A 25,739-nucleotide genomic window follows, 5' to 3' on the forward strand; every position below is an offset into this window, starting at 1 on the left:
GCACCGACGTGTGGGAGGCAGGCCTCGAAAGTAACTCAGACGGGAGACGGCCATGAGGAAGCGGAGCAGGACGATCTACGTCGCGGCCATGCTGGCCGGTCTGGCGAGTGTGGCGGCCTGCGGAAGCCGGCCGTCGACCGGGGATGAGGCGACCGTTCCGGTGGCCGTGCAGCAGTCGCAGGCCCCGTTGAACCCCGAGGGCCCGGGCGAGCTGCCCGATCTGGCCGGCATCGACGAGAACCCGTCCGCCACCGAGGAACTGCCCGCCACCGCCGAGCCCGACCCGGCTGCCTCCGACTCCAACTCTGACGCAGCCTCTGACGCCGCTTCTGACTCCGCCGCTGAGCAGGAACAGGCGGCTCCGGCGCCCGCGGCCTCGCCGACCGTCGCGAAGACGCAGAAGTGGGTCAAGATCTTCAGTGGACCGTCGCAGGCGGACATCACCCCGCCCAAGTCGCGCACCAGCGGCAGCAAGACGGTCGAGCTCAACGCCACCGACAACGCCCAGATCGGCACGTACGTGGCCGACGGCGCCGGGCGCACGCTGTACCGCTTCGACAACGACACGAACAAGCCGCCGAAGTCGACCTGCAACGGCGACTGCGCGACCGCTTGGCCGCCGCTGCTCATCAAGTCCCCCGGCAAGATCTTCCCGGACGGCATCGACCCCAAGATCATCGGCTATGTCGAGCGGGCCGACGGGCACTGCCAGGTCACGATCAACGGCTGGCCGGTCTACTACTTCGTCGCCGACGCCAAGCCGGGCGACATCAACGGCCAGGGCCTGAACGGCAAGTGGTTCGCGATCAAGCCGGACGGCGGCAAGACCAAGGCGGCGCCGGGCCCGCTCTCCTCCAGCGGAACCGGCAAGTAACCAGACTTCTCTTTCCATCGGGGGCGCGCCCGGCGGTTGCCAAAACCGCCGGGCGCGGCTGTGTCCGGCGGTTGTGACAACCGCCGGGCGCAACCATGCCTCTCGCGCGTGATGCCCGGCCTTGCTCTCGCGGGTGCACGGCCCCTGCCTGGCTCGGGTGCGCGGCCTTACGTAGGTTGGGTGTCCGGAATCGGGCACCCGGAAGCACGAGCCGGAATCATGCACACGGGCCGTGACGATCCGGTAGCCCGTAGGTCATCATGTGTCGTGCCCATCCCCCGACGGCCTGACCTCCGACGACTCAGCAGCCGTGCCAAGTGGACGATCTCGATCGTCGCCGCGTTGGTGGCCATCGCCTCACTCCTGCTCGCCCTCGGGTTCGGCCGCACCAATGTGCGCGACGCAGCAGACTCACTGGCCAGCGTAGGCTCCGCCTTCCTCAGCCTCCTGTCGGTGGTGGTGTCAGTCTATTTCGGGGTTACTGCTAAACCCTCTTCCCATACGCCGGAGGCCCACCTCACCGCCGCGGCGGAGTTGCTGCGCAGCCGGGTCCGTACGCAGTGGGAGCAGGAGATCGTCACCCGCCGGCTGGAGCACCCGAGGCCGCTCCGCCTGCGTTGGGTCCGCACCGGACGACCGGCCGGCGAACGCTCTCCGGCGATCACGGACGGGCAGCTGCTGGAGCCGAATGACCCGGTGCCTGCGGCCGGAATGGTGCGCCAGTTCCGCGAGCTGGCCAACCGGCAGCTCCTGATCCTAGGCGACCCTGGCTCGGGTAAGAGCACGCTGGCGCTGCTGTTCACGGTCGCAGCCCTCGACACGCCGAACCCGGAAGACCCGGTACCCGTGCTGCTGCCGCTCGCCCAGTGGCGGCCCGACCAGGAGGATCTGCGCACCTGGGCGGCCCAGTGGATCAGTGACACAAACCCCGAGCTCGCCGACGCGGAGAGGTACGGCGAGGACGCGGCCCGGGCGCTGGTCGACAGCAACCGGGTGCTGCTGGTGCTGGACGGCTTGGACGAGATGCACGAGCGGTTGCGGGTGCCGGCAGCACGGCACCTGGGCGGCATCGCGCTTCCTCAAGGGCTGAGCACGGTAGTCACCTGCCGGGCGCTCGCGTACGAGGAGCTGGTAGCTGAGGCCGGGCGGCTCCCGATGGCGGCCGAGGTCACGATCAGCCCGGTCACGGTGGACGATGCGATCGAGTTCCTGGTCGAGGCCGAGCAGGCTGGCAATAAGCGCTGGCACAAGGTCACCCGGGCCATGCGGGCCGAGCCGGATGGCCCACTAGCCAAGGCGCTGTCGACACCGCTGATGATCTCCTTGGCGCGGGCGGTCTACGAGCCCGCCGCCAACCATCCGGCCGAACTCGCCCGGTTCTCGTCCCGGGCCGAGGTCGAGGAACATCTGCTCGATCAGTTCCTGATCACCGCGTACGGAGGCCGGGACGAGGCCGGAAAACCGGAGCGATGGTTGACGACCCTGGCTCGTCACCTGAGACATCGTCTGTTCAGCCCGACGCTGACGTGGTGGGATCTGCCCCGGGCGGTGCCCTCGTCGGTGATCGTCGGAACAGTGACGGCCGTCATCGGGCTGGTCGGGTTGATCAGCTGCACCTTGATCACCCCTTTCCCGGCCGACAACGCGGTGCTGGGGCTGGCCCTCGGCTTGGGCGCAGGCATCGTCTCGGGTCTGGGGGCCGGCCGCAGCCGGGCCCGGCGGGCGCTGCCGAGGACCGGTCGGTTGCGGCGCGCCGGCAGCATCGCAGCGACCACGGCGCGGGATGCGTTGGCGGCGGTCGTGCTCGCCACCTTGGTCACCGAGGTCGCCTCGCGGGCCGGCAGCGGCGCCTATCAGGATCCGGTCGAGGCTCTCACGAGCGCGGTTTTCGTGGCGGCGCTGGCCGGCGCGTTCAGCCTCATCAACACGGTCCTGAGCACCTGGCGGTCCGCGCTGCCGACCCGGCCGTCGTGGAATCTGCGGCGTCTGCCGGCCCAACTGCTGTCCGGCATCGCGACCGGGCTCACCTTCGCGCTGCCGGTGGGCCTGCTGGTGGGGGTGGTCGCCGGCATCAACTCGCTGAATTCGGGCGAGAGCATCGCCGGATCACTGCTGTTCGGCGGGGGCTGGCTGGCCCTCATCACAGCCATCGCGATCACCGTCGGGATCGGACTGCCGATCGGCGTCGGACGGTGGCTGGCCACGCCGCTCGACGGCCAGGATCCGGTGTCGCCACGATCGGTGCTGCGGTCCGACCGGTTGACCTGCTTCGTGATCGCAGTCGCGGCCGGGGTGTCGGTCGGGTCGGGCATCGCGCTGGTCGCCACCGTCGAGCCGGCCCTGATTCAGTTCGCGGGGTACGGGGGCGGGCCCGCGATCGGTCCGGCCCTGTTCGGTGGGCTCGCCGTGTTCGGGTCGGTGCTGCTCGGGGCGGGTTCGCCGTGGACGTCGTACACGGTAGCTCGGATCTGGCTCGCCCTGTGGGGGCTGCTGCCGTGGCGGATACTGAGTTTCCTCGAAAACGCGCACGAGCGTGGGGTCCTGCGGCAGGTCGGCCCGGACTACGAATTCCGCCATCTCCACGTGCAGCGGCACCTTGCGGGTCGGCCGGACCTGCGGCGCCGGGTGGCACCCCGACGTGTGGCACGCGAGTACGCGAACCCCAGGCAACAGGCGCGGAGCGCGCTCACGGACCGTCGACGGTCCCGGGTCGGCACCGTGGCCGCCTGTGCCGTGTTGCCGCTAGCCGTCGGCACGCTGACGGTCCCGGTGGTCCGCGACGAGTTCACGCTCTACTTCTCAAGGCTGCGCGACCAGCGGGCGGCGCTACTCGACGCCCGTGCCGACGAGCTCGACACCGAAGCAGCGATGGATGCCCTGCGCCTGCGCATCGCCGCGCGCGAGATCGACTCGGACCGGGGTGCCGCCCACGAGCTCGGCGCGGCCGTGGAAACGATGGGGGCGTCAGGTGTCGATCCCGTTCGGTTCCGATCCGGCCCGATCGTGCGGACCGGGCACTGGGCGCTGACCTCCGGACCGGACGAGCCGGTGCGCGCGTGGGATCTGTCGGCTGACCGGCCCAGTCCGCGGGAGATGGTGGGCAAGCCGGGTCAACCGGAGCTCCTGAACGTGGGCTCGATCAAGATCAGCCATGGGGACGGCACGCAGACCCTGCTGGGATACGACGACGACACCTTCTGGAGCCGGCCGATCCCCGCCGGCTCCGTCAACGTGGCTTGCCTGGGCGAACGCTGGTGCTCGTACAGTAACGGCGGCGACACCTACGTCTTCGACCTTCGCCGTCCGGACTCGGCCCTGGTCAGGATCGGCGTCGTGCGCTGGTTGTCGGCTTACACGGCGCCGGGATGGCTGGTCTACGAACGTGCCGACGGCGTCCTCCTGACGCAGCCGTTGACGACAGCGACGTGGGAACCGGTGGAGATCGGACCGTCGAACGTTCTGCGGCAGACCAAAACCCGGGGAGTCCTCTCTTTCTCGTCTGGCGGGAGGGGCGCCGTTCGTGTCCTGGACACCGGCCGGGTAATCGACCGTCCGAACACCTTCGACCTACCCCTGGGCGAGCACTGGTTCGTGCTCCTGGATGCCTCGGGATCGGCGATGTTGCACCACCGGAGCACCGCGGCGAAAGACGTCTTCCTGGGCGACGACGTGACGGATCTGCGGGGGCTGCCGGACGCCTCCCTGGCTGTGCTGCACTCGTCAGGAAAGGTGGACCGCTGGCGGATAAGCGCCGGCCGGCCTGTCAAACAGGCGATGCTCGACGGAATCGCCGACCTGACGGTCGACCGGAACAGACGCATTGTCACGGCCCGGTTAAACGACGGAACGTCCAGCCTGGTCGATCTGTCGGGTCCGGCACCGAAGATCTACCCGGTCGGACGAGGTGGCAAAGTGGTCTACATCGGCCTGACCGACCGCTGGGCGTTCGTCGTCGCCGATGCGGCCACCCCGTCCACCGAGTTGTGGGACATCGGCGGAGTTCCCCGTCGCATCGGCGACCTGGCCGGACTGCCGTTGTCAGCCAGCGCGCCGTTTCCGATCAAGGGTTATGACATCGACGCCGGCGGGTCGTGGATAGTGATGCGCCGGAACGCGCTGAGCCCCACACCCCTCGATCTGTGGCACCTCGGAAACAACCCGAAGCATGTCAGGCTGTCCCCGGTGAACCACGGCGGCCCCTACTTCGCCGGCCCCTACGCCATGGAGATCGACGACGCCGGGTCGATGTCCCTCTTCGATCTACCACAGAGCACAGCGCCTCCCCACGAGAAGGTGCGCAGGGAGTACGTCTCCGGTCTGCAGCTCGCTGACAACGGGGCTTGGGGCCTGTTCGAGCACGGCGATCGGAGCGACGGCGCTTGGAAAGATCTCCTAGTCACGGTGAGGCTGCTGCAACCCGCGCCAGCCATCTTGCGGCCGGATGCGTGGGCCGTTGCTTGCACGCTCGTAGGCCAGAAGCCGCTGTCGAAGGAGCGCTGGCAGCAGATCGTCCCGGACGTTCCCTACCGGGAGATCTGCCGCAGCAAGGTGTACTGATTCCTAGGAGAACAGGGCGCTGTAACCGTTCAGGGCCGGCTGGCCGCCGAGGTGGGCGTAGAGCACGGTCGAGTCCTTGGCGATCTCGCCGCGGGAAACGAGGTCGATGAGCGCGGCCATCGACTTGCCCTCGTAGACCGGGTCGGTGACCATTCCCTCCGTACGGGCGGCGACCCGCATCGCCTCGAGTGTGGTCTCGTCGGGGATGCCGTAGACGCCCGCGTGGTAGCGCTCGTCGAGCAGGATCTCGTCCTCGGTCAGGTCGCGGCCCAGGCCGATCAGGGCGGCCGTGTTGCGGGCGATCCGGGCCACCTGCTCACGGGTCTCGGCGGGCTTGGCCGACGCGTCGATGCCGAGCACGCGGCGGGGGCGGCCGCCGGCGTCCTTCAGGGCGGCGAAACCGGCGATCATGCCGGCCTGGGTGCTGCCGGTGACCGAGCAGACGATCACGGTGTCGAAGAAGACGCCCAACTCCTCTTCCTGCTGCGCTACCTCGTACGCCCAATTGGCGAAGCCCAGACCCCCGAGCTTGTGGTCGGAGGCGCCGGCCGGGATCGCGTACGGCTTGCCGCCCGAAGCCTCGATGTCGCGCAGGGCCTGCTCCCAGCTCTCCTTGAAGCCGATGCCGAACTCGGACCGTACGAGCCGCACCTCGGCCCCGGCGAGCCGGCTGATCAGGATGTTGCCGACCTTGTCGTAGACGGAGTCGGGCCACTCGACCCAGCTCTCCTGCACGAGCACGCACTTGAGACCGGCCCGCGCGGCGACGGCGGCGACCTGACGGGTGTGGTTCGACTGCACGCCGCCGATCGAGACCAGGGTGTCGCACCCCTGCGCGAGCGCGTCGGCGACCAGATACTCCAGCTTGCGCGTCTTGTTTCCCCCGTACGCAATTCCGCTGTTGCAGTCCTCCCGCTTGGCCCAGACGGCGGCGCCGCCGAGGTGGGCGGTGAGCCGGTCGAGGCGGTGCACCGGGGAGGGGCCGAAGAGCAGCGGGTAGCGCTCAAAGTTGATCATGCGGTTCTCTCTTCCAACGAGCGCCAGATCAGCGACGTGAGGTGGGTGGCGTGCGGGACATCGCCGGCGGCGCAGGCGGCGATCAGGTCGTCGTGCCGCTCGACCGAACGGCGGGCCTGGCTGCGCGCGAACTGCAGGCGCTCGAGCCGGCGGATCAGCGGGGTGTAACGCTCGATGGTGGCGGCCAGGGCCCGGTTGCCGCTGGCCCGTACGAGAACTCCGTGCAGCTCGTCGTCGGCCGCCATGGCCGCGTCGATGTCACCGGTGCGGGTCGCGGCCTCGAAGCGCCGGTTGGCCTCCCGCATCGCCTCGACATCACCCGGGGTGAGCCGGCCGACGGTGGTGCTCGCGGCGAGCTCGTGCATCGCCCGTACGACGGCGGCGGCGTCGCTGACCTCACGCGCCAGCACCTCGGTGACCCGGGTGTAGCTCTGCGGCTTCATCTCGACGAGCCCTTCACCGGCGAGCCGGGCCAGAGCGTCACGCACCGGGGCCCGCGACAGCCCGAGCCGGTCGGCCAGGTCGGCGCTGTTCACCACGGCTCCCGGCGCCAGGTCACCGCGCACGACGGCATCACGAATCGACTCGTACGCCGTCTCCCGCAGCAGCCGCCGCTCCACCCGTTCCACAGCTTGTGGTCCTCTCACCCGGCACTCCGGCAACTGAAATGTTAGATGTCAGCTCACAAAAAAGCGAGCGCCCGATGAGTTCCGTCCGCTTCCCGGGTCCTACAGGCGATATCGCCGTTTCAGAGGAGGACTCGAATGACCGTCCCGCCCGTTGTCGACCTGGCCACCTGGCAGGCCGCCCGCGACGAGCTGCTGACACGCGAGAAGGCGCACACCCGGGCCGGCGACGCCCTGGCCGCGGCCCGGCGCCGGTTGCCGATGGTGGAGTTCGACCCGAAGGTCCCGGTCGTGGGCGCCGACGGCCCGGTCCCGTTCCTCGACCTCTTCCAGGGGCGCGACGAACTCATCATCTACAAGCACATGTGGTACGACGGAGCACCGCACCAGGGGCAGTGCGAGGGGTGCACCTACGCCGCCTGGCACCTGCGGGACCAGACCTACCTCAACACCCGCGGCGTCTCGCTGGCGATCGTGACCACCGGGCGGTGGGACGAGGTGGCCGCCTTCACCGGGTTCATGGGCTACGACCAGCCCTGGTACTCCGTGCGCGACGCCCCGGCGCCGGTCGGGAACGAGATGGGCAGCTTCGCCTGTTACCTGCGCGACGGCGAGCGGGCCTTCCTCACCTACACGACCACGGGCCGAGGCACGGAACCCACGAACGGCACCTTCGCGCTGCTCGACATGACCCCGTACGGGCGGGGTGAAGCCTGGCAGGAAAACCCGGCCGGCTGGCCCGAGGGGCGGAACCCCTGCTGGTATTGGCGCACCGACACCGACGGGAACCCCGGCTGGGGCCCGACCACCCGGCCCGTGCCGCAGTGGACACGCCCCGGGGCGACGCCACCGGAGACCCTCGGCCGCACTGGCCATCATCACTGACCAGTCACGGCGCGGTCAGACCGGGCAGTTGCCGTGCGTCATGAGCCGCGACTGCCATCAGTAGACGCCGATGCCCACAGCCCCACAAGCGGCGCTGTCCACAGTTCTCGGTTGTCCACAGCGCGGCGTCGTCGGGGGCGTGACGATCGGCGAAAACGGCCATAATGCTGGTGGCGGTGGCCCCCAGGGAGGGCGGGTCTCTATGCGGGGACCCCCTATCCAGCAGCAAGCGGTGGAGTTCGATCGAGTGGTGCCGGCGTCGGGGAACCTGCGGGGCGCGGGGAACAGCTCGACGCGGACCTTTTGGCCGGCGGCGGCCGACAGGAGCAAGCGCACCCAATGCCACGCCGGGTGCACCGACAGCCCCCGCTGATACGCCCACGATGGTGCCGGGGACCGTACGCTGGTCGCCGGCACCGCCGTGTGGACGGAGAGCACCATGGCCCGGCAGCAATGGGCACAGCTCCCCGCGGCGCTCCGTAATCTGATCACCGCTCACGAAGGCTCCATCGAGCACGTCCACGATCCGGGCGCCGGGTCGAATGCCGACTTCGCCGCGACGCTCACTGTTCTCGACGTCGGTCGGGTCTTCTGCAAAGGCGTTCGGGTCGACACCGACCGGGCCGGCTTCCTGCGCAACGAGATTCGGCTCAACCGGCACCTCCCCCGGGACCTGGTCCCGAGGCTGCGCTGGAGCACAGAAGCGGAAGGCTGGCTGATCGCCGTCTTCGATCACGTCCCCGGCCTGCGTGGTGCGGGATACCGCGGGCCTTGTCGCGAACGATCGTGACGTCGGCGCGGGGTGAGATCGTGCTCTCCACGTCGGCGGCGGCGACCGTATGAGCTGTCGTTGAAGAACTGGTTGATCTGCAGTGGTGTGAGGCCGGTGTAGCTGTGAGCGAGAGCCGCGTACAGGGCGAGCTGGTCGGCGGCGTGCGGTGACTTCGAGCCGAACGCCTGCGAGGCGAGGATCTGCAGGAGGTCGGCGCCGGTTCCCGCGCACACGAATGCGGCGGCACCGCGATGGTGCCGCCGCATCCTCCCCAGGCCAGGCTTTCGGTAGCGCCGCCGACGACGGGTCAGGTTGTCAGTTGCGCCGGCGACGATGGTTCAGGTTGTCAGTTGCGCCGGCGACGATGGTTCAGGTTCTAGCTGCGCCGGCGACGGCGGGTCAGGACGACTGCGGCGACGCCGAGGATGAGTAGCAGGAGGCCTCCGCCGGCCGCGGCGGCGATGTTGGCGCCGGTCAGGGCCAGAGCGCCGCTCTCTTTGTCGGGCTCGGCGGCGGTGTTGACGGCCGGCGGCGGGGTGGCTGCGGGCGTGGCGCTGGGGCTCGACGCGGGCTCCACCGGCTCCTCGTCGGCGGGCTCCTCCGCGGGCGTCCCGGCCGGGGGACGGACGGTGTAGGTGGTCCTCGGGCGGGTGGCGACGGTCAGCAGCGGCGGGGCCGACGCCTCCGCCGAAAGGTGACCGAGAGCGACGTCGAGCAGGTGGGTGCCACCGAGGGTCACCTCGACGCGCAGGGCCGCGGCCTCCGCCCGTACGGCGGAATCGGTGATCGTCTGACGCGGACCGCCCAGCGAGACCTTGGCCGAGAGCAGCGACGAACCGGTGAGACCGCCGAACAGGTCGAGGCCGACGCTGGTGTCCCGGGTGTCCAGGGTGGCGACCGGTTTGCCGGCGGCGGTCACCCGGAGCACGGCGGGCCGGTAGTCGACCTCGCTGTACCGACGGTCACCGGTCGCCGTGACGGTCAGCGTCGGCTGCGTGATCACTTTGATCGACACCTCCTGCGGGGTGCCGCCGAACAGCGTCAGATCCGACAGGGCGACCCCGGCCGCGGCGCTCACGGCGAGACGACCCTTCCTCCGTACGAGGTCGGTGGCGCTCTGCGTCGATCCGGTGGGCCCGAGTTTGAGCAGGCTGGTCGGCTGCCCGGTTCCGGACGGGCGCATGGCGCGGATGGCCGGGGTGGCGCCACCCCCGCCGAGGAACTGCGCGCCGGCCAGCATGGTGGCGCTGCGGGTGAGCGGTCCGGTTTCGCCGCAGAGGTACGCGTCGTCCCAGCGCGCGTCCGCGGTCGTCCTTCCGAGCTGGATCGTCGCCAGCCCGCCGGCGTTGACGCTGACCAGGCTCTTGTCGTCGCGTTTACCCAGTCCCGTCACCGACCGGTTCGCCCCGGCCGCGACACTCTCATCCGCCCCCGCCGCGCGGCTCTCGTCGTCCCCGGCGCGGTCGCCGCGCTCCCCCGGGGCGCGACTCTCGTCCTTCCCGGCGCGGCCGCCGCGCTCCCCCGGGGCGCGACTCTCATCCTTCCCGGCGCGGCCGCCGTGTTCTCCCGGGGCGCGGCTCTCGGCGACTGTGCCCGCTATCGGGACGCCGGGGACGCGCAGGCCGAGCAGCCTGGCGTCGGCGTAGCGGCCGGTGGCGACCGTGCGGTGCGGGCGCCCGGCGCTGTCGGCGCTGCCCTGGGCCGAGGCCAGCCGCACGTCGGCCAGGGCGGGCAGGCCGGGGCGCAGCAGGCCGGCGTCCAGGACGCTGACCTTGGCGAGGTCGGCCCGGGCGGTGGCGGTGAAGCGGGCTCCCTCGCACTCGCCGGTCGCGCCCGTGCGTCCCTGCGCCTCGGCCGGAACGGCGACGACGGCGAGGGCAGCCACAGCGGCGGCCACCCCGGAGAATGCAGGATGCGTCCGAGGGGTGTGGAAGGGGCGCGGGTGGAGCATGAAGGCCTCGCATGCCGGTCGACGACGGTGTCCGGCTTGACCATCGGGACAGGTTTTGCGGAGGGAACGGACGGATAAGCGGGTTTCCTTCATGAGCACATTCCGGCAAGTCAGACATGTCTGGGCTTATCGGAGCCCCGTGGGTACTAACGACCGATCTTCCGGTTCGTCACTCGTCGATCATCCACTGTGGATGGGCAGCTCGGGCCCAGGTTGGCGAGATAGATTGCTCGTCATGAGCGCTGAGGGCTGGTGAGCGGCGATGATGACTCCGACACAGCTGCGCGCCTATTCGGCCGTCGTACGGCTCGGCTCGGTCAAGTCGGCCGCCGCCCACCTGTCGGTCTCCGAGGCGGCGGTGTCGTTGCACATCGGCCAGTTGCGCCGTGAGCTGGGCGATCAGTTGTTCTCCCGCACGGCCGCGGGCCTGGCCTTCACCCCCGGCGGGCTGCGCCTGGCCAGCCGCGCCACCGAACTGCTCGGCCTGCAGGACATCACCGTCCTCGAAGTGAGCGCCGCCGGTCGCGGCCGCCGCCTGCTGCGGGTCGGCGCGTCCAGCCTGTTCGCCGAACACGCCGCGCCCGGCCTCATCGAACTGTTCGCGGGCCGCGCCGACGACCTCGACCTGGAACTGAGCGTCCGCGACCCGGGCGCGTTCGAGACGTTGCTGCAGACCCGCACGATCGACATCGCGATCGGCCCGCACCCGGCCGTGCTCGACGCGCCGTTCACGTCGCGGCCGGTGATGAACTACCGCGTGGTGGTCGTCGCCGGGCCTGACCACCCGATCGTCCACCTGCGCCCCTCGGCGGCCCAGCTGCGCGACCAGACCTGGTTGCTCGGCCCGTCGGCCGCCGCCAAGGTGGGCGCGGTGCCCGACCTGATGCGCCGGCTGGGCGTCCCCGAGGCCAACCAGCAGATCTACCAGAGCAACGCTGCCGCCCTCGAAGAGGCCAAACGCGGCCGCGGCCTGACTCCGGCGCTGTCGTTCGCCGTCGCCCCCGACGTCCGCAACGGTCTGCTGGTGCAGTTGCCCGGCCCCCACGCGGTGCTCGAGGCCGGCTGGCACGCGATCACCTTGGCCGATCAGGGCGGCCCGTCGGCGGCGGCCGAGCTCTGCCGTTTCGCCTCGACGCCGCGCGCGATCCAGGCCATGATGCGCGGTTCCGGCGCCAAGGTCGGCCACTTCCGCCCGTCCGTGCACGTCACGCTCTGGAGCTGACCGGCTTCCAGTCTTCGGAAGCGCGACGAGCGACCAGCTTTCAGTTGGCGGACACGCGACCGGCTTTCAGTTGGCCGACGCGCGACCGGCTTTCAGTTGGCGGGCGGTCGACCGGTCTTCGGTTGGCGGGCGATCGACCGGCTTTCAAGTGGCGGGCGGTCGATGCGCGACCAGATTCAGGCCCAGCCGATACAGCTGGTCGGCGGGCACCCCGGCCGCCGCGGCCCGGATCGCCTTGACCTCTCGGGCGTGGAACGCGCCGGTGACGGTGACCCGGGCGGTCATGCCGTGGTCGACGACGGGTAGGTCCCGGTAGCTCCAGATGGTGGCCACAGTCAGCCCGTCGACGACGGGCCCGTCCACGGCCGACGCGGTCAGCCACACCGCGTCGCCGACGTGGACGGCGACATCCAGGCACCGGACCAGGCAGGTCATCGTCCCGTAGGCGAGATGCGTGATCTCGATGAGCTGCAGCCGCGCTTCCTCGACCATGCCGGGCCTCTCGTATCCGGGCGTGAACAGGCGCTGGGATCCGTGAGTCTGCCATGCCGGTCACAACGTCTGCAGGAGCTGGGCGGCCGCGGTCAGGTCGTGGAACGTGGCCGCGGGCAGCAGACGGTCGCAGAACGGCAGAGCGGCGGACATGCCGGCCACACGTGGGGTGAAGCCGGGGGCGCCGGCCCGCGGGTTGAGCCAGAGAATCCGGTGGGCGCGTCGGCGCAGACGGGCCATGGCGGCGGCCATCTCGTCGGGCGGGTCGCTGTCCCAGCCGTCGGAGGCGACGATCACCAGGGCGCCGCGCACCGTGTTGCCGTGGTGGGAGGCGAGCAGGGCGGCGATGTTGGTGGCGATCTTCGTGCCGCCGAAACGGTCAGTCACCAGGTCGCTCGCGCGGGCCACGGCGTCGGCGGCCGACGTGTGGCGCAGGGCCGGGGTCAGGCGGGTCAGGGTGGTGGCGAACGCGAACACCTCGGCGTCGGCGACCAGGGCGAACGCGCGCATCAGGTGGAGGTAGGCGGCGGCCTGGGCGCGCATCGATTCGCTGACGTCACAGAGCAGCACGGCTCGGCGGGGGCGTCGCAGGGGGCTTTCCCGTACGAGGGTGGCCGGCTCCCAGGCCGTGCGGCGAGCCCGGGTGATGGTCGCCCGCAACGCGATCCGGCGGCCGGACGGATCGGTGGTGTGCCGGCGGCTGCGGCGCGTCGGCCAGCGGGTGAGGATGGCGCGCAACTCCTCGCCGAGCAGCGCGGTCCGGGTGGCGTCGAGGTCTTCGAACGGGAGCTCGGCCAGGGCGGCCAGCGCGCTCGGGCGACGGTCGGGCGCCAGCAGGCCGGTGTCGGAGGAATCCTCGGCGTCCACGACCGGGGGCAGGGTCGCCCAGGGCAGGCCACCGCCGTCGGCGACCTCCTCGGTGTCGGCCGGCACCGGGACCTGGACGTCGTCGTCGCGGCGGGCGGCGGGGGCGACGGCCTCGCGGATGAACGGCAGCGGCGGGGCGTCCGCGAACACGGCGGTGAACACCTTGTCGAACGCGGCGAGGTCGGTCTGACGGCGTACGAGGGAAACGCGGGCCGTCCAATAGAGCGTGTCGAGGGTCAGCGGCGGGCTCACCTCGAGGGCGTGGACGAAGTCGCCGGTCTCGGTCAGCCCCGTCGGCACGCCCGCGCGCCGCAGACGGTCGGTGAGGGCCACGGCGACACCGGCCCGGTCGGTGCCGCGTAACAGCACCGGCTGGGCCGGCGGGGGCGTGCCCGGGCCGGGTTTCCGGGACGCCGCGCGGTCAGCCTCGGGCAACGAACCACACGATCACGCCGACGACCACGACCGCGCCGATGGCGACCGGGATGGCGCGCTTGTAGATGGAACTGCCGGCCACGGCGAGCAGGTCGAGGGGTTCCGGTTCCTCGGTGGCGAGCGGTTTCGCCGGTACGGACGAGGGGGCCGCCGAGTTGTTGACCGGGAACGCCGAGGAAGGGCTGCTGTCGTTGGCCGCGGCCGTGGAGGTCGAGGCGGCGTTGGCGGCGGCCGCGGGGGTGGTGGTCGGCGCGGGCGGGGTCGTGGTGGCCGGCGGGGTGGCGACGGCGTCGGCGGTGTTGTCGGTCGTGGACGCCGCGAGTGGTTCGCTGCCGCCCACGGCGGGGGTGGCGGGTTCGGCCGCGCCCGGTTCGGCGGGAATCAGGTTGGCCGTGAGCTTTTCGGGGCTGGGCGCCTCGGAACTCGGGGTGGCGGCCACAACGGCCGGCGCGGCGGACTCGGATGCGGCAGACGCGGGCGCGGCGGACCCGGGCGAGGCGGACCCGGGCGCGGCGGACCCGGGCGCGGCGGACCCAGGCGCGGCGGACCCGGGCGCGGCGGACCCGGGCGCGGCGGACCCGGGTGCGGCGGACCCGGGCGCGGCGGACCCGGGTGCAGGTGCGGCAGACGCGGGTGCGGGCGCGGCGGACCCGGGCGCGGGTGCGGGCCCAGCAGACGCGGGTGCGGGCGCGGCGGACGCGGTGGGAGCAGTCGGCGCGGTCTCAGCGGCAGGCGCGAGCGCGGGTGCCGGTGCGGCGTCGTCGGTGGCCAGCTTCGCCTCCAGGTTGGCGACGAACTGGGTCAGCAGCTTGTTCGAGATCTCCTTGATCATGCCGCTGCCGAACTGGGCCAGCTTCCCGCTGATCTTCAGGTCGGTGTCGACGCTGACCAGCGTACTGTCGCCGTCCGGTTTCAAAGCGGCCGTCACCAGCGCCGAGGCGTTGCCCCCGGCGCGCGCGTCCCGCCCCTTGGCGTCGATGACCGCGCGGTAGGCCGAGTCGTCCTTCTCGGTGAACTGGGCGGTCCCGGCGAAGTCGGAGATGACCGGCCCGACCTTGACCTTCACCTTGCCCTTGTAGACGTCGCCGTCCACCCCGGTGAGCTGCGCGCCGGGCAGGCACGGGGCGATGCCCTCGAGATCGGTCAGCACCTGCCAGGCACGGTCGATCGGGGTGTGCACCGTGAACTCGTTGGTGATCTTCATGTTGTCTCCTCCCGGGCGGCGTCGGCGACCACCGCGGCGTCGGCGACGACCGCGGTCCGGGCGTCGGCGACGACCGCGGCCAGGTCGTCGGGGGTCTTCGCGATCGTGCCGAGCGTGCTGACGACGGCGGCGTCGGTGAGGTCGGCGACGCCGAGGGCGGACAGCGCCGACACCCAGTCGATGGTCTCGGCCAGGCCGGGCGCCTTGTCGAGTTCGAGCCCACGCACCCGCCCCACGAACTCGGTGGCGCTGCGGATCAACGGCTCGGCCGCGCCCGGCACCGACCGGCGTACGATCTCGGCCGCCCGCGCCGGCGCCGGGAACTCGATCCAGTGGTAGAGGCAGCGCCGGCGCAGCGCGTCGTGCAGGTCGCGGCTGCGGTTCGAGGTGAGCACGACGACCGGCGGCCGCAGCGCGGTGAAGGTGCCCAGTTCGGGGACGGTGACCGCGGCCTCGCCCAGGAACTCGAACAGCAGCGCCTCGAACTCGTCGTCGGCCCGGTCGATCTCGTCGATCAGCAGCACGGGCGGGGTGCGGCCGGAATGCCGTACGGCGCGAAGAATGGGTCTCTCCTGCAGGAACTCGGCCGTGAACAGGTCGGCGTCGGCCAGCTTCTCGTGGCGGGCCTCGGCGAGCCGGATCGCCAGCAGCTGCCGCTGGTAGTTCCACTCGTAGAGCGCCTCCCCGGCGGTCAGCCCCTCGTAGCACTGCAACCGGATCAGCGGCGTGTCCAGCGCGAGCGACAGCGCCTTGGCGGCCGCGGTCTTGCCGACTCCGGGTTCGCCCTCGAGCAGCAGCGGTTTGCCGAGCCGGACGGCCAGGAACATCGCCATCGCGAGGCCGTCGTCGATCAGGTAGTCCACGGCGTCCAGGCGGGCGCTGACCTCGTGCGGGTCGTTCACGAGTCGGCCAGCAGACGGTCGTAGTCGTCCCGCGTGTCCACGTCGATCGGCACCGGCCCGTCCACCCTCACCTCGGTGACCTCGTACGGTCCCTCGTGCAGCACTTTCCAGACCGCCTTGTCGCCGTGCAGGGCCGACAGCTCGGGAAACGTCGGCTCGCGGAAGAGGAACGGGTGCCCGAGGCCGTTGTCGTAGCGGCACACCGCCATCGGCGTCGGCGCCGGCAGCAGCGACCGCACGGTGGCGGCCGAGATCCCGGGCTGGTCGCCGAGAAGCAGGATCAGGGCGGATTCCCGTACGGACGCCATCGCCGTGCTGATCGAGGAACCGCAGCCGGACGAGTAGCCGGGGTTCTGGACGACCGTGCACCCGGACAGGTCGACGCGTCGGTGGATCTCGCCGGCCGACCCGCCCAGCGTCACCAGGAGCTGGTCGAAGCCGCAGGCGCGGGCCACGTCGAGGGTGGCGTCGAGCAGGGTGCGGCCGCGGTACGGCAGAAGCTGTTTCGCCTCGCCGAGCCGCAGCGATCCGCCCGCCGCCAGCACCAGGCCCGTGACACCCATCGGTCAGGCCGCCGCCACGAAGGTGTCGCGGCAGCCGGGGCGGCAGAACCAGTGGTCCTGGCCGTCGACGACGGCGTGCGGGGTGTCGTCGTCGATGAAGACGGTCATGCCGCAGACGGGGTCGATCGCCCGGCGCGGAGGCGAGGCCGAGAGCGAGACCGCGACGGGGCCGCCAAGATCACCAACCCCAAGATCAACTCTCCCAAGGGGCCCGCCCTCCACGGGGGCTCCCCCACTGCCCATTATCGCGGTGGGGGGCTTGATCGTGTTGGGGGGCTGTGGATAACCCGGCACTGTGGATAACGTCGAGCCGTCGGTGCGCAGCTCACGCACGACTTCGGCCAGGATGGACAGGGCGATCTCCTTGGGCGTACGGGCTCCGATGTCCAGCCCCGCATGCGGCCGCACCCGGGCCCGCTCCTCGGCGGTCAGGCCCATCCCGTCGAGCACCACCGCGCCCCGAGTGTGGCTGGCCACCAACGCGATGTACCCCACCCCGGCATCCAGCGCGGCCCGGATCGCCTCCTCCTCGTCCCGTCCGAGCCCGGCCACGACCACGGCCGCCGCCCCGGCGTAACTTTTTGCCGGGGCCGTCTCGAAGTCGAGGAACCCGGCCAGCTCGGCGACGGCCCGCGCGATCGGCGTGGTGCCCACGACGCCGACCAGGGGCCGCGGCAGCACCGGGCGCAGGAAGATCTCGATCGCCCCGCCGGAGTGGCACGGGTTGACCACGACCATCGCCCCGGGCGTCTCGGGGAATCCCGCCGCGTCGTCGGGCAGCACCCGCAGCAGCAGCGTGTTGCCCGACGAAAGCGTGTCCAGCGCGGCCGCCCGTACGGACGATTCGGCGCACACCCCGCCCACGAAGCCCTCGATGGACCCGTCGTCGAGGATCACGGCATCGTCCCCGGGGCGCGCCGAGGTCGGTTCCTGGGCGCGCACCACGGTGGCGTGGACGAACGGCCGCCGGGCAACGGTGAGCTCGCGAGCTCGTTCCACAACAGTCATGGTTACCTCAGATCGGCGGGGTCGCACGGCCCCGCATGGCGTCCCACACCCGCGAGGGGGTCAGGGGCATGTCGGCGTGCCGCACGCCGAACGGCTGGAGCGCGTCGACCACGGCGTTGACGATGGCCGGCGGCGAACCCACGGTGGCCGACTCCCCCACACCCTTGGCGCCGATCGGGTGGTGCGGCGACGGGGTGACCGTGTAGCCGGTCTCCCAGTCGGGCACCTCGAGCGACGTCGGGATCAGGTAGTCCATCAGGGAGGCGCCGAGGCAGTTGCCGTCCTCGTCGAACGAGATCATCTCCATCAGGGCCATGCCGACGCCGTCGGTGAGCCCGCCGTGCACCTGCCCCTCGATGATCATCGGGTTGATCCGGGTGCCGCAGTCGTCGACCGCGATGAAGCGGCGCACCTTGACCTGCGCGGTGCCGGGGTCGACGTCGACGACGCAGATGTACGCCCCGTGCGGGTAGGTGAGGTTCGACGGGTTGTAGCAGATCTGCGCCTCGAGCCCGCCCTCCACGCCGTCGGGCAGGTCACCGGCGCCGTGGGCCCGCATCGCGATCTGCTGGATGGTGACGCTCTTGGACGGGTCGCCCTTGACCTGGAACGAGCCCTTGACCCAGTCCAGGTCGGCCACGGTCACCTCGAGCATGGCCGAGGCGATCAGCTGGGCCTTGTCGCGGACCTTGCGCGCGACCAGGGCGGCCGCGGCTCCCGAGACCGGTGTCGAGCGGCTCCCGTACGTCCCGAGGCCGAACGGTGTCTGGTCGGTGTCCCCGTGCACGACCTCGATGTCCGCGGGCGGGATACCGATCTCCTCGGCCACGATCTGCGCGAAGGTCGTCTCGTGGCCCTGGCCCTGCGTCTTGACCGAGAGCCGCACGACCGCCTTGCCGGTGGGGTGCACCCGCAGCTCGCAGCCGTCGGCCATGCCGAGGCCGAGGATGTCCATGTTCTTGCGCGGGCCGGCGCCGACCGCCTCGGTGAAGAACGAGATGCCGATGCCCATCAGCTCGCCCCGGGCCCGTTTCTCGGCCTGCTCCCGGCGCAGTTCGGCGTACCCGGCGATGTCCATGGCCTGGCGCATCGTGGGCTCGTAGTTGCCCGAGTCGTACACCCAGCCGGTCTTGGTCGTGTACGGGAACTGGTCGGGCTGGATGAAGTTTTTCAGGCGCAGTTCGGCCGGGTCCATCTCGAGTTCGGCGGCGAGGCAGTCGACGATGCGCTCGACCAGGTAGACCGCCTCGGTGATGCGGAAACTGCACGCGTACGCGACCCCGCCCGGCGCCTTGTTGGTGTAGACCGCGGTCATCTTGCAGTACGCCGCTTCGAGGTCGTAGCTGCCGGTGAAGACGCCGAAGAAGCCGGCCGGGTATTTCACCGGTGCCGCCGTGCCGTTGAACGCGCCGTGGTCGGCCAGCACGTTCGTACGGATGGCCAGGATCTTGCCGTCGCGGGTGGCCGCGATCTCGCCGCGCATGATGTAGTCGCGCGCGAACCCGGTGCTGATCAGGTTCTCCGACCGGTCCTCCATCCACTTCACCGGTTTGCCGGTGACGATGGAACCGACGATCGCGCACACGTAGCCGGGATAGATCGGGACCTTGTTGCCGAAGCCGCCACCGATGTCCGGCGCGATCACCTGGATCTTGTGTTCGGGCAGGCCGGCCACGATCGCATAGAGGGTGCGGTGCGCGTGCGGGGCCTGGGTCGTCGACCACAGCTTGAGCCGGCCCTCGACCGCGTCGAAGTCGGCGACCGCGCCGCAGGTCTCCATCGGCGCCGGGTGCACACGCGGATAGACGATGTCCTGCTGGACGACCACGTCGGCCCGGGCGAACACGGCCTCGGTCTCGTCGGCGTCGCCGGTCTCCCAGTCGAAGCAGTGGTTGTTGGTCTTGCCTTCGAGGTCGTCGCGGATCAGCGGCGCGTCGGGGGCGAGGGCCTGCCGCACATCGATGACCGGGTCGAGCACGTCGTACTCGACGTCGATCAGTTCGAGGGCGTCGCGGGCGGCGTAGCGGTCCTCGGCGACGACGAACGCGACCTCCTGGCCCTGGAAACGCACCTTGTCGGTGGCGAGCACGGCCTGCACGTCGTTGGAGAGCGTCGGCATCCAGGCCAGGCCCAGCCCGGCCAGGGTCTCGCCGGTGACCACCGCCTTGACGCCCGGGGCGGCCTCGGCGGCGCTGGTGTCGACGCTGACGATCTTCGCGTGGGCGAACGGGGAACGCAGGATGGCCAGGTGCAGCATGCCGGGCAGCTGCACGTCGTCGGTGAACCGGCCCCGCCCGCGGATCAGGCGCGGGTCCTCCTTGCGGAGCATGCGGCCGTAGCCGACCGGCTTCTGGTCGTTGTCGTCGAAGGTGTCGGTCTTCGGTTCCTGCACTGTGGTCACTGGTTCACCGCCGCTGCCGCCTCGTGTACGGACGCCCACCGCACCGAGCGGACGATCGTGGAATAGCCCGTGCACCGGCAGATCTGGCCGGAGATGGCCTCCCGGATCTCGGCGTCGGTCGGGTCGGGGTTCTTGTCGAGCAGGGCCCGGCAGGTCATCATCATGCCCGGCGTGCAGAAGCCGCACTGCAGGCCGTGACACTGCATGAAGCCTTCCTGGATCGGGTCGAGTTCCCCACCCTTGGCCAGGCCTTCCACCGTACGGACCTCGTGCCCGTCAGCCATCGCGGCGAGCACCGTGCACGATTTGACGGGCTCGCCGTCCAGCCACACCACACACGTGCCGCAGTTGCTGGTGTCGCAACCCCAGTGCGTGCCGGTCAGGCTCAGCGTGTCGCGCAGGAAGTGCACGAGCAGCAGCCGGCCCTCGATCTCCCGGGTGACCTCGACGTCGTTGACGATCATCGTGACCTGCATGGACTCAGCTCCTCGCCCGTTCGACGGCCTTACGCAACGTGCGCCGGGTGAGCTCGTCCGCGAGGTGGCGCTTGTAGTCCTCGCTGCCCCGCTGGTCGGTGGCCGGGTCACAGCTGCGCGCGGCGATCGCACCGGCCTGCTCGTACAGCTCCTCGGCGGGCGTGTTGCCCCACAGCGCGGCCGAGATCTCCGGAATGCCCGTGGTGTTGGGGCCGACGGCGGCCAGGCCCACGCGGGCGTCGGCGATCGTGCCGTCGGGGGCCAGCCACACCGCGGCGCCGGCCGACACCACGGCCCAGTCCCCGGCGCGGCGCTCGACCTTCTCGTACGCGCTGCCGCCCTGTTTCCGGACGGGCAGCCGCACCTCGATCAGCATCTCGCCGTCACCGACCGCGGTCTCGTACGGCCCGACGTGGAACTCCTCCATCCCGACGACCCGCTCGGCGCCGCCCGGACCCCGGATCACGCAGCTCGCGTCGAGAGTCGTGCACACCGCGGACAGGTCTTCGGACGGGTCGGCCTGGCACAGCGAACCGCCGAGCGTGCCCCGGTTACGCACCACGGGGTCGGCGATCACCCGCTCGGCGTCCCGGAAGATCGGGAACGCGGCGGCCAGCTCGTCGGACTCGAGCAGTTCCCGGTGCCGGGTCATGGCCCCGATGCGTACCTCGTCCGCCTCGAACCGGATGTAGCCCAGCTCGGCGTGCAGAGGGTTGATGTCGATCAGATATTCGAAGTTCGCCAGCCGCAGCTTCATCATCGGCAGCAGGCTGTGCCCGCCCGCCACCAACCGCGCTGAGTTGCCCAGACGTTCCAGCAGGCCGATGGCCTGATCCACACTGGTGGCGCGTTCGTATTCGAACGGAGCCGGTACCTGCACGCCGCACCTCCATCGATTGCGTCGCAATCTTTCGCGGCTCCGGTCCAATGTCAACAGCTACCTAAGTGATGCCTTAAGTTGCTCCGCGTAGCCGGACGGGGTGCGGCTCGGGAGCGCTTTCCGCCCGGGCGGCCCGGGCCGCGAACCGAATTCGGTGACGAGACTCACCAGCTCGCACGCCGGAAATCACGCCGCATCCCCGGCGTTGGCCCCCGATGTCCGTTGCGACATGACGCCGCGGGCCCGATTTGTGGCAGTCGAGTTTTTTGAGGCCGCTGAGAAATAGTGGCGAATCGCCGGGTCCGGCCGATCGTCATTTCGCGTCCCCGGCAGCGGGTGACGCATCCGGTCGCCCCGGGGTCGCCGAACCCCGCCCACCAGGGGCGGCCCGACCTGTCATCGACGGAACTTCAGTGGGCGGGAGCGGGGGAACCAGGTTGCCGGCCGACGAGCCGGCTCGGGGTGAGGTCGCGCAAGCGACGGGCCGCCTTCAAGGCCTAATCCGACAGCTAACCTCGCAGGCGGTTGAAGGACCGAGGATCGTCTTGTCTTTCCCCATGACGCTGCGCCGCCTGCTGCTACTGGCCGCGGCGGCGGTCATCGCCACCACTCTGCTCGTCGCCCCGATGCCGGCCTCGGCCGCACCCGCCGTCTCCCCGTCGGCCGCCGCCGCAGCCGCCCTGACCGCCCGCGGCAACCAGATCGTCGCGGCCGCCCGGGCCCAGCGCGGCAAGCCCTACAAGTACGGCTCCCGCGGGCCCACCGCGTTCGACTGCTCCGGGCTCACCGGGTTCGTCTATTCCAAGGTCAAGGTCAACCTTCCCCGTACGGCCCAGGCCCAGTACGCCGCTGCCCGCAAGATCCCGGGTTCCGTGGTCCGTCCGGGTGACCTCGTGTTCTGGGTGTCCGGCAGCCACGCCTACCACGTGGCCGTCTACGCCGGGGCGGGCCGCGTGTGGCACGCCCCCAAGCCCGGCGACCGGGTCAAGCTGGCCCAGATCTGGAACTGGAAGCAGGTCCGCTTCGGCCGCATCCCGGCCTGAGCCAGACCTCAGGCCGTCGTCTTCTGAGGAGACGCGACCCCGTCCGCCTCGGCCGCGTGCGGAGCGGGCGGGGCGGGGGCCGGCGGGCGGCTGGTCAGGCGCGCGGCGAGGCGGTCGATGCCCAGCAGCACGGCCCCGAGGAACCCGAAGATCACGGCGAGCCGCACGAACTGGCCACCGACCCACCCGTACCCGTGTTCGGTCGGGTCGAGGAAAAAATACGGGTAGCGGTCGGAGACGGCCGGGAACAGCACCGCGCGGGCCACCGAGGAGACGCCGTAGCCCAGCGGGAACAGGATCCACAACCACAGGTCACGCCACGGCGACACCCGGCGCGGCCCGAACGCCACCCAGTCGGCCAGCACCAGCACCGGCACCACGTAGTGCACCAGGAACGCCGACCAGTTCGTCACCTGCTCGGCGGCACTGTCGACCACCAGGCCGGGCAGCGGGTTCTCGCCGTTCTGCAGCATGAAGTGCGAGATCAGCCCGGTGATGACGATCCACAGCGTGACCGCGCCACGCAGCCGGGGCGCGGCCGGCGCCGTGGTGCCCCGGCGCACCATCCAATAGAGCACGCCACCGAAATAGCCCAGCGTGATCAGGTTGCTCTGGCTCGTGTAATAGACGATGCGGTGATCGCCCAGCAGCAGCCCGGACGCTCCCGCGACGACGATGACCGCGCGCAGCCAGAACTGCGGTGTGAACCAGACCCTCGTCGACATCCGCCTACCGTAGTGCGGCCTTCTGGACCTTGCCCATGGCGTTGCGGGGCAGGCTCTCGACCAGGTGCACGGCCCGGGGCCGCTTGTGCACGGACAGCCCGCCGGCCACGAAGTCGATCAGCTCCCGCTCGGTCGCGCCTTCGGCCACCACGTACGCGGTGATCTGCTCCCCGAGATCAGGGTGCGGGGTGCCCACCACGGCCGCCTCCCGCACCGCGGGATGTTGCAGCAACGCGTCCTCGACCTCGCCCGCGCCGACCCGGTAGCCCCCGGTCTTGATCAGGTCGGTCGACGCCCGGCCGACGATCCGGTGCCACCCGTCCACGCCGATCGTGGCGACGTCGCCGGTCTGGTACCAGCCGTCCGCGGTCAGCGGCCGCCCCTGACGCAGGTAGCCGTCGAACAGGGTGGCCCCGCGAACCTGCAGGTGGCCGATCTCGCCGCCCGGCGGCAGCGCCTCCCCGCCGTCACCGACCAGCCGCGTCTCGACCCCGGGCACGGGACGCCCGACGTGACCCGCCCTGCGTTCCCCGTCGGCGTGGGTGCTCACCGTGATCAGGGTTTCCGTCATGCCGTACCGCTCGACGGGGGCCTGACCGGTCAGCGTCTTCAGTTGCTCGAACACCGACACCGGCAGGGGCGCGCTTCCCGAGACCAGCAGGCGGGCCTTGCTCAGGGCGCGGGCCTCGGAGGGGGCGGCGCACACCCGCGACCAGACCGTGGGCACACCGAAATAGAGGGTGCCGGGCGCGGCCGCGTACGCCTGCGGGGTGGGTTTGCCGGTGTGCACGAGCCGGGAGCCGATGCGCAGCGGACCCAGGACACCCAGGACCAGGCCGTGCACGTGGAAGAGCGGAAGCCCGTGCACCAGGGTGTCGTCGGCCGTCCACTGCCAGACCGTCGCCAGCGCGTCGAGATCGGCGGCCAGCGCGGCCCGGGAGAGCACCACACCTTTCGGCGGGCCGGTCGTCCCACTGGTGTAGAGCACCAAAGCCGGGGTGGCCGGGTCGGGTTCGGCCGGGATGTCATCGCTGACGGCCGGATTCCCGACGGTGATCAACTCGGCCCCGGAGTCGCGCAGGATGTGGGCCCGCTCGAGCTCACCGGCGTCGGGCGGGATCGGCACCACCGGAACCCCCGCGAGCAGAGCGCCCGTGACGGCCACGACGGTTTCCCGCGTCGGCCGCGCCTCCACGGCGATCATGCGACGGCCGGCGATCTCGCGCGCCAGCCCGGCGGCCCGGCCGAGCAACTCGTGGGATGACAAAGAGCCTTCCGGGTCCCGTACGGCGTCAGCCAGGTCCCCGGCCTCGTGCAGCGCCCCCAGAAGCCTCGTCGTCATCGGCCGTTCTCCAATTCGGTCACCATCGGCGCCAGCAGGTCGTTGAGCTCGCGGGCCAGCACGGTCACCGCACGTTCGGCCAGGTCGGGCAGCTCGGGCCCGGGACTGTCGGGGATCGCGGGCAGACCGGCGAACGGCAGGGGCGCCTGGACGGCGAGGGTCGACCGGACGTGCGGGATGCGACTGAGTTCCTGCTGCGACGGCGCCAGGAACTGGCCGAACGTCTCGGGCCAGTCCCGCCAGCCCCGGTCCTGGGTCCAGCTGCGCGAGGTCGTCAGCGCGGCCGGCCACGGCGCGACCAGGTCGACGGCGGCGGTCAGCGACCCGTCCCAGCTGTTGCGGACGAGTTCGGCACGCACCACCCGTCGGTGCAGCCGCACGAAGCCGGGATCGAGATGCGGGGCGGTGGCCAGCCGCCAGGCCACACAGGCGAACCCGACCGGCGAGATGTCACCCCAGCAGTCGTCGAACTCCTTGGCGTGCACCCAGACATGCTCGGCGAACCGGCTGCGGCCGAGGCCGGCATTCTCCCGGTCGTAGTGCTGATCAACCCAGGCAACGTCCAGCAAGGCCACGGCGCCAGCCTAGCCCTCGCCCGGATCAGGGCCACGGCGCCAGCCGTGCCTTCGCTCGGATCAGGGCCGGGGACGCAGGCCGTCGAAGACGATGGCCAGCACCCGCGCCCGCAGGGCCGTTCCCTCGGGCGTCTCGTCGGGAACCCGGGCGACGGCGAGCATCAGGGCGATCAGCTCGGGAACGGTGACGTCGGCGCGGATGGCCCCCACCTGCTGGGCCCGGGCCAGCAGCGCACCCAGGACGCGGGGCAGCTGCTCGCGGGCCGGGGTGAGCACGTCGTGCAGGTTGGCCGAGGTGAACGCGTCGGCCCAGGCCTGCTTGCCGGCCGCCACCTCGGCCACCCGGCTGAGGAACGTCCAGATCGCCGCCGCCGGGTCGTCGGAGGCGACCAGCTGATCGGCCTCCTCACCGAAGCGCCGCAGCCGCTCGCGGAACACGGCCTCGATGAGCGCCGCCTTGGTCGGAAAGTGCCGGAAGACCGTCCCGATCCCCACTCCGGCCGAGCGGGCGACCTCCTCGGTCGAGACCGACGTGCCTCGCGCCACGAACACCTGCTCGGCCGCGGCCAAGACCCGTGACCGATTCCGTAAAGCATCAGCACGCGGCGCCCGCGCGGTCATGATTCCGCCCCCGTCCCTTATGTCGCATTGACAGCCGACTGACCGATCATCAGCCTAGCGTCCCCTTTGTAACGGAGTTATCACTCCACTTTAGACAATCGGGCCGCGAGAGGAGACACCGTTTCCACTACCTGCGGAACGATCACGAACCACCCCCCGCGAAACGCTCACAAGTTGGTCAGAAATTTTTTTCGGGCGTGTTGCCGCACCGTCGAAATCGATCAACCACTCCGCTTCGAGCCACTTTCCCGCGCCGGCTGGCTCCGCCCATCGACCGCTCGCCCCGACCCCACAGCCGCCC

The 25,739-nt window shown here is 71.0% G+C and carries 22 protein-coding genes and 1 riboswitch; of the genes, 6 read left to right on the plus strand and 16 right to left on the minus strand.

Annotation, left to right across the window (positions count from 1 at the left end; translation table 11 throughout):
* Positions 1 to 52 precede the first annotated feature (52 nt).
* Together JIG36_RS36495 and JIG36_RS36500 are read left to right on the plus strand one after the other, a co-directional pair.
* Positions 53 to 874 carry a COG4315 family predicted lipoprotein gene (locus tag JIG36_RS36495; RefSeq protein ID WP_203381000.1) on the plus strand — a complete coding sequence of 274 codons (822 nt, stop codon included), beginning with the start codon at positions 53 to 55 and terminating at the stop codon, positions 872 to 874.
* A gap of 453 nt (positions 875 to 1,327) precedes the next feature.
* Positions 1,328 to 5,431, plus strand: a complete 4,104-nt coding sequence (locus JIG36_RS36500) for an NACHT domain-containing protein (RefSeq protein ID WP_203381001.1) — start codon at positions 1,328 to 1,330, stop codon at positions 5,429 to 5,431.
* Between the two features lie 3 nt (positions 5,432 to 5,434).
* On the opposite strand, the gene JIG36_RS36505 is transcribed toward JIG36_RS36500, so the two are convergent.
* On the minus strand, positions 5,435 to 6,448 hold the full coding sequence (locus JIG36_RS36505) for a 1-aminocyclopropane-1-carboxylate deaminase (RefSeq protein ID WP_203381002.1): 1,014 nt from the start codon (positions 6,446 to 6,448) through the stop codon (positions 5,435 to 5,437).
* Complete coding sequence (locus JIG36_RS36510) at positions 6,445 to 7,077, minus strand: GntR family transcriptional regulator (RefSeq protein ID WP_203381003.1); 633 nt, start codon at positions 7,075 to 7,077, stop codon at positions 6,445 to 6,447. The genes JIG36_RS36505 and JIG36_RS36510 overlap by 4 nt, the downstream gene beginning before the upstream one ends.
* A gap of 135 nt (positions 7,078 to 7,212) precedes the next feature.
* Between JIG36_RS36510 and JIG36_RS36515 the strand changes: the two genes are divergently transcribed.
* On the plus strand, positions 7,213 to 7,959 hold the full coding sequence (locus JIG36_RS36515) for a DUF899 family protein (protein ID WP_203381004.1): 747 nt from the start codon (positions 7,213 to 7,215) through the stop codon (positions 7,957 to 7,959).
* 439 nt (positions 7,960 to 8,398) lie between these two features.
* Positions 8,399 to 8,749 carry a hypothetical protein gene (locus JIG36_RS36520; RefSeq protein WP_203381005.1) on the plus strand — a complete coding sequence of 117 codons (351 nt, stop codon included), beginning with the start codon at positions 8,399 to 8,401 and terminating at the stop codon, positions 8,747 to 8,749.
* Positions 8,750 to 9,107: 358 nt separating this feature from the next.
* Here JIG36_RS36520 and JIG36_RS36525 read toward each other — a convergent pair whose 3' ends face one another.
* The gene (locus tag JIG36_RS36525; RefSeq protein WP_236048953.1) at positions 9,108 to 10,616 is read right to left on the minus strand and encodes a hypothetical protein; all 1,509 of its coding nucleotides are present in this window, start codon (positions 10,614 to 10,616) and stop codon (positions 9,108 to 9,110) included.
* A gap of 328 nt (positions 10,617 to 10,944) precedes the next feature.
* Here JIG36_RS36525 and JIG36_RS36530 point away from each other — a divergent pair, with 328 nt between their 5' ends.
* Positions 10,945 to 11,904 (plus strand): LysR family transcriptional regulator, encoded by a 960-nt coding sequence (locus JIG36_RS36530; RefSeq protein ID WP_236048954.1) that lies wholly within the window; start codon positions 10,945 to 10,947, stop codon positions 11,902 to 11,904.
* 144 nt (positions 11,905 to 12,048) lie between these two features.
* On the opposite strand, the gene JIG36_RS36535 is transcribed toward JIG36_RS36530, so the two are convergent.
* Genes JIG36_RS36535 through JIG36_RS36575 form a run of 9 tightly spaced genes read right to left on the minus strand, consistent with a single transcriptional unit; the run spans position 12,049 to position 21,132 of the window.
* A complete protein-coding gene (locus tag JIG36_RS36535; protein WP_203381007.1) occupies positions 12,049 to 12,396 on the minus strand; it encodes a hypothetical protein in 348 nt (115 codons plus the stop codon).
* A gap of 60 nt (positions 12,397 to 12,456) precedes the next feature.
* Positions 12,457 to 13,698 carry a vWA domain-containing protein gene (locus JIG36_RS36540; RefSeq protein ID WP_236048955.1) on the minus strand — a complete coding sequence of 414 codons (1,242 nt, stop codon included), beginning with the start codon at positions 13,696 to 13,698 and terminating at the stop codon, positions 12,457 to 12,459.
* The gene (locus tag JIG36_RS52665) at positions 13,685 to 14,902 is read right to left on the minus strand and encodes an SRPBCC family protein (RefSeq protein ID WP_236048956.1); all 1,218 of its coding nucleotides are present in this window, start codon (positions 14,900 to 14,902) and stop codon (positions 13,685 to 13,687) included. The genes JIG36_RS36540 and JIG36_RS52665 overlap by 14 nt, the downstream gene beginning before the upstream one ends.
* Entirely contained in the window at positions 14,899 to 15,804 is a 906-nt protein-coding gene (locus tag JIG36_RS36550) for an AAA family ATPase (protein WP_307873052.1), read from the minus strand. The genes JIG36_RS52665 and JIG36_RS36550 overlap by 4 nt, the downstream gene beginning before the upstream one ends.
* Complete coding sequence (locus tag JIG36_RS36555) at positions 15,801 to 16,367, minus strand: nucleotidyltransferase family protein (protein WP_203381008.1); 567 nt, start codon at positions 16,365 to 16,367, stop codon at positions 15,801 to 15,803. The genes JIG36_RS36550 and JIG36_RS36555 overlap by 4 nt, the downstream gene beginning before the upstream one ends.
* Before the next feature lie 3 nt (positions 16,368 to 16,370).
* Positions 16,371 to 17,375, minus strand: coding sequence for an XdhC family protein (locus JIG36_RS36560; RefSeq protein ID WP_203381009.1), 1,005 nt, complete (start codon positions 17,373 to 17,375; stop codon positions 16,371 to 16,373).
* A gap of 7 nt (positions 17,376 to 17,382) precedes the next feature.
* Positions 17,383 to 19,776: an aerobic carbon-monoxide dehydrogenase large subunit gene (locus JIG36_RS36565; RefSeq protein ID WP_203381010.1), complete on the minus strand. Its 2,394-nt coding sequence runs from the start codon at positions 19,774 to 19,776 to the stop codon at positions 17,383 to 17,385.
* Entirely contained in the window at positions 19,773 to 20,252 is a 480-nt protein-coding gene (locus tag JIG36_RS36570; protein WP_203381011.1) for a (2Fe-2S)-binding protein, read from the minus strand. Before JIG36_RS36570 ends, JIG36_RS36565 begins: the two co-directional genes overlap by 4 nt.
* Positions 20,253 to 20,256: 4 nt before the next feature.
* Positions 20,257 to 21,132, minus strand: a complete 876-nt coding sequence (locus JIG36_RS36575; RefSeq protein WP_203381012.1) for an FAD binding domain-containing protein — start codon at positions 21,130 to 21,132, stop codon at positions 20,257 to 20,259.
* Between the two features lie 390 nt (positions 21,133 to 21,522).
* A riboswitch (cyclic di-AMP (ydaO/yuaA leader) is annotated at positions 21,523 to 21,672 on the plus strand.
* A gap of 17 nt (positions 21,673 to 21,689) precedes the next feature.
* Between JIG36_RS36575 and JIG36_RS36580 the strand changes: the two genes are divergently transcribed.
* Positions 21,690 to 22,175 carry a C40 family peptidase gene (locus JIG36_RS36580; protein ID WP_236048957.1) on the plus strand — a complete coding sequence of 162 codons (486 nt, stop codon included), beginning with the start codon at positions 21,690 to 21,692 and terminating at the stop codon, positions 22,173 to 22,175.
* 8 nt (positions 22,176 to 22,183) lie between these two features.
* On the opposite strand, the gene JIG36_RS36585 is transcribed toward JIG36_RS36580, so the two are convergent.
* The 4 genes from JIG36_RS36585 to JIG36_RS36600 are packed head-to-tail and all read right to left on the minus strand — an operon-like array spanning position 22,184 to position 25,438.
* Positions 22,184 to 22,900 carry a Pr6Pr family membrane protein gene (locus JIG36_RS36585; RefSeq protein WP_203381014.1) on the minus strand — a complete coding sequence of 239 codons (717 nt, stop codon included), beginning with the start codon at positions 22,898 to 22,900 and terminating at the stop codon, positions 22,184 to 22,186.
* Between the two features lie 4 nt (positions 22,901 to 22,904).
* Positions 22,905 to 24,242: an acyl-CoA synthetase gene (locus JIG36_RS36590; protein ID WP_203381015.1), complete on the minus strand. Its 1,338-nt coding sequence runs from the start codon at positions 24,240 to 24,242 to the stop codon at positions 22,905 to 22,907.
* Positions 24,239 to 24,817, minus strand: coding sequence for a hypothetical protein (locus tag JIG36_RS36595; RefSeq protein ID WP_203381016.1), 579 nt, complete (start codon positions 24,815 to 24,817; stop codon positions 24,239 to 24,241). The genes JIG36_RS36590 and JIG36_RS36595 overlap by 4 nt, the downstream gene beginning before the upstream one ends.
* Positions 24,818 to 24,877: 60 nt before the next feature.
* Complete coding sequence (locus JIG36_RS36600; RefSeq protein ID WP_203381017.1) at positions 24,878 to 25,438, minus strand: TetR/AcrR family transcriptional regulator; 561 nt, start codon at positions 25,436 to 25,438, stop codon at positions 24,878 to 24,880.
* Between the last annotated feature and the right edge of the window lie 301 nt (positions 25,439 to 25,739).

The sequence above is a fragment of the Paractinoplanes ovalisporus genome (assembly GCF_016834655.1).
Lineage (GTDB): Bacteria > Actinomycetota > Actinomycetes > Mycobacteriales > Micromonosporaceae > Actinoplanes > Actinoplanes ovalisporus.

What these genes read in the sequence shown, in the direction of transcription:
- JIG36_RS36600 (WP_203381017.1), bottom strand. Translation starts at nt 25,438, where the DNA reads ATGACCGCGCGGGCGCCGCGTGCTGATGCTTTACGGAATCGGTCACGG.
- JIG36_RS52665 (WP_236048956.1), bottom strand. Translation starts at nt 14,902, where the DNA reads ATGAAGATCACCAACGAGTTCACGGTGCACACCCCGATCGACCGTGCC.
- JIG36_RS36505 (WP_203381002.1), bottom strand. Translation starts at nt 6,448, where the DNA reads ATGATCAACTTTGAGCGCTACCCGCTGCTCTTCGGCCCCTCCCCGGTG.
- JIG36_RS36530 (WP_236048954.1), top strand. Translation starts at nt 10,945, where the DNA reads ATGATGACTCCGACACAGCTGCGCGCCTATTCGGCCGTCGTACGGCTC.
- JIG36_RS36560 (WP_203381009.1), bottom strand. Translation starts at nt 17,375, where the DNA reads ATGACTGTTGTGGAACGAGCTCGCGAGCTCACCGTTGCCCGGCGGCCG.
- JIG36_RS36555 (WP_203381008.1), bottom strand. Translation starts at nt 16,367, where the DNA reads ATGGGTGTCACGGGCCTGGTGCTGGCGGCGGGCGGATCGCTGCGGCTC.
- JIG36_RS36585 (WP_203381014.1), bottom strand. Translation starts at nt 22,900, where the DNA reads ATGTCGACGAGGGTCTGGTTCACACCGCAGTTCTGGCTGCGCGCGGTC.
- JIG36_RS36580 (WP_236048957.1), top strand. Translation starts at nt 21,690, where the DNA reads ATGACGCTGCGCCGCCTGCTGCTACTGGCCGCGGCGGCGGTCATCGCC.
- JIG36_RS36535 (WP_203381007.1), bottom strand. Translation starts at nt 12,396, where the DNA reads ATGGTCGAGGAAGCGCGGCTGCAGCTCATCGAGATCACGCATCTCGCC.
- JIG36_RS36515 (WP_203381004.1), top strand. Translation starts at nt 7,213, where the DNA reads ATGACCGTCCCGCCCGTTGTCGACCTGGCCACCTGGCAGGCCGCCCGC.
- JIG36_RS36570 (WP_203381011.1), bottom strand. Translation starts at nt 20,252, where the DNA reads ATGCAGGTCACGATGATCGTCAACGACGTCGAGGTCACCCGGGAGATC.
- JIG36_RS36590 (WP_203381015.1), bottom strand. Translation starts at nt 24,242, where the DNA reads ATGACGACGAGGCTTCTGGGGGCGCTGCACGAGGCCGGGGACCTGGCT.
- JIG36_RS36520 (WP_203381005.1), top strand. Translation starts at nt 8,399, where the DNA reads ATGGCCCGGCAGCAATGGGCACAGCTCCCCGCGGCGCTCCGTAATCTG.
- JIG36_RS36495 (WP_203381000.1), top strand. Translation starts at nt 53, where the DNA reads ATGAGGAAGCGGAGCAGGACGATCTACGTCGCGGCCATGCTGGCCGGT.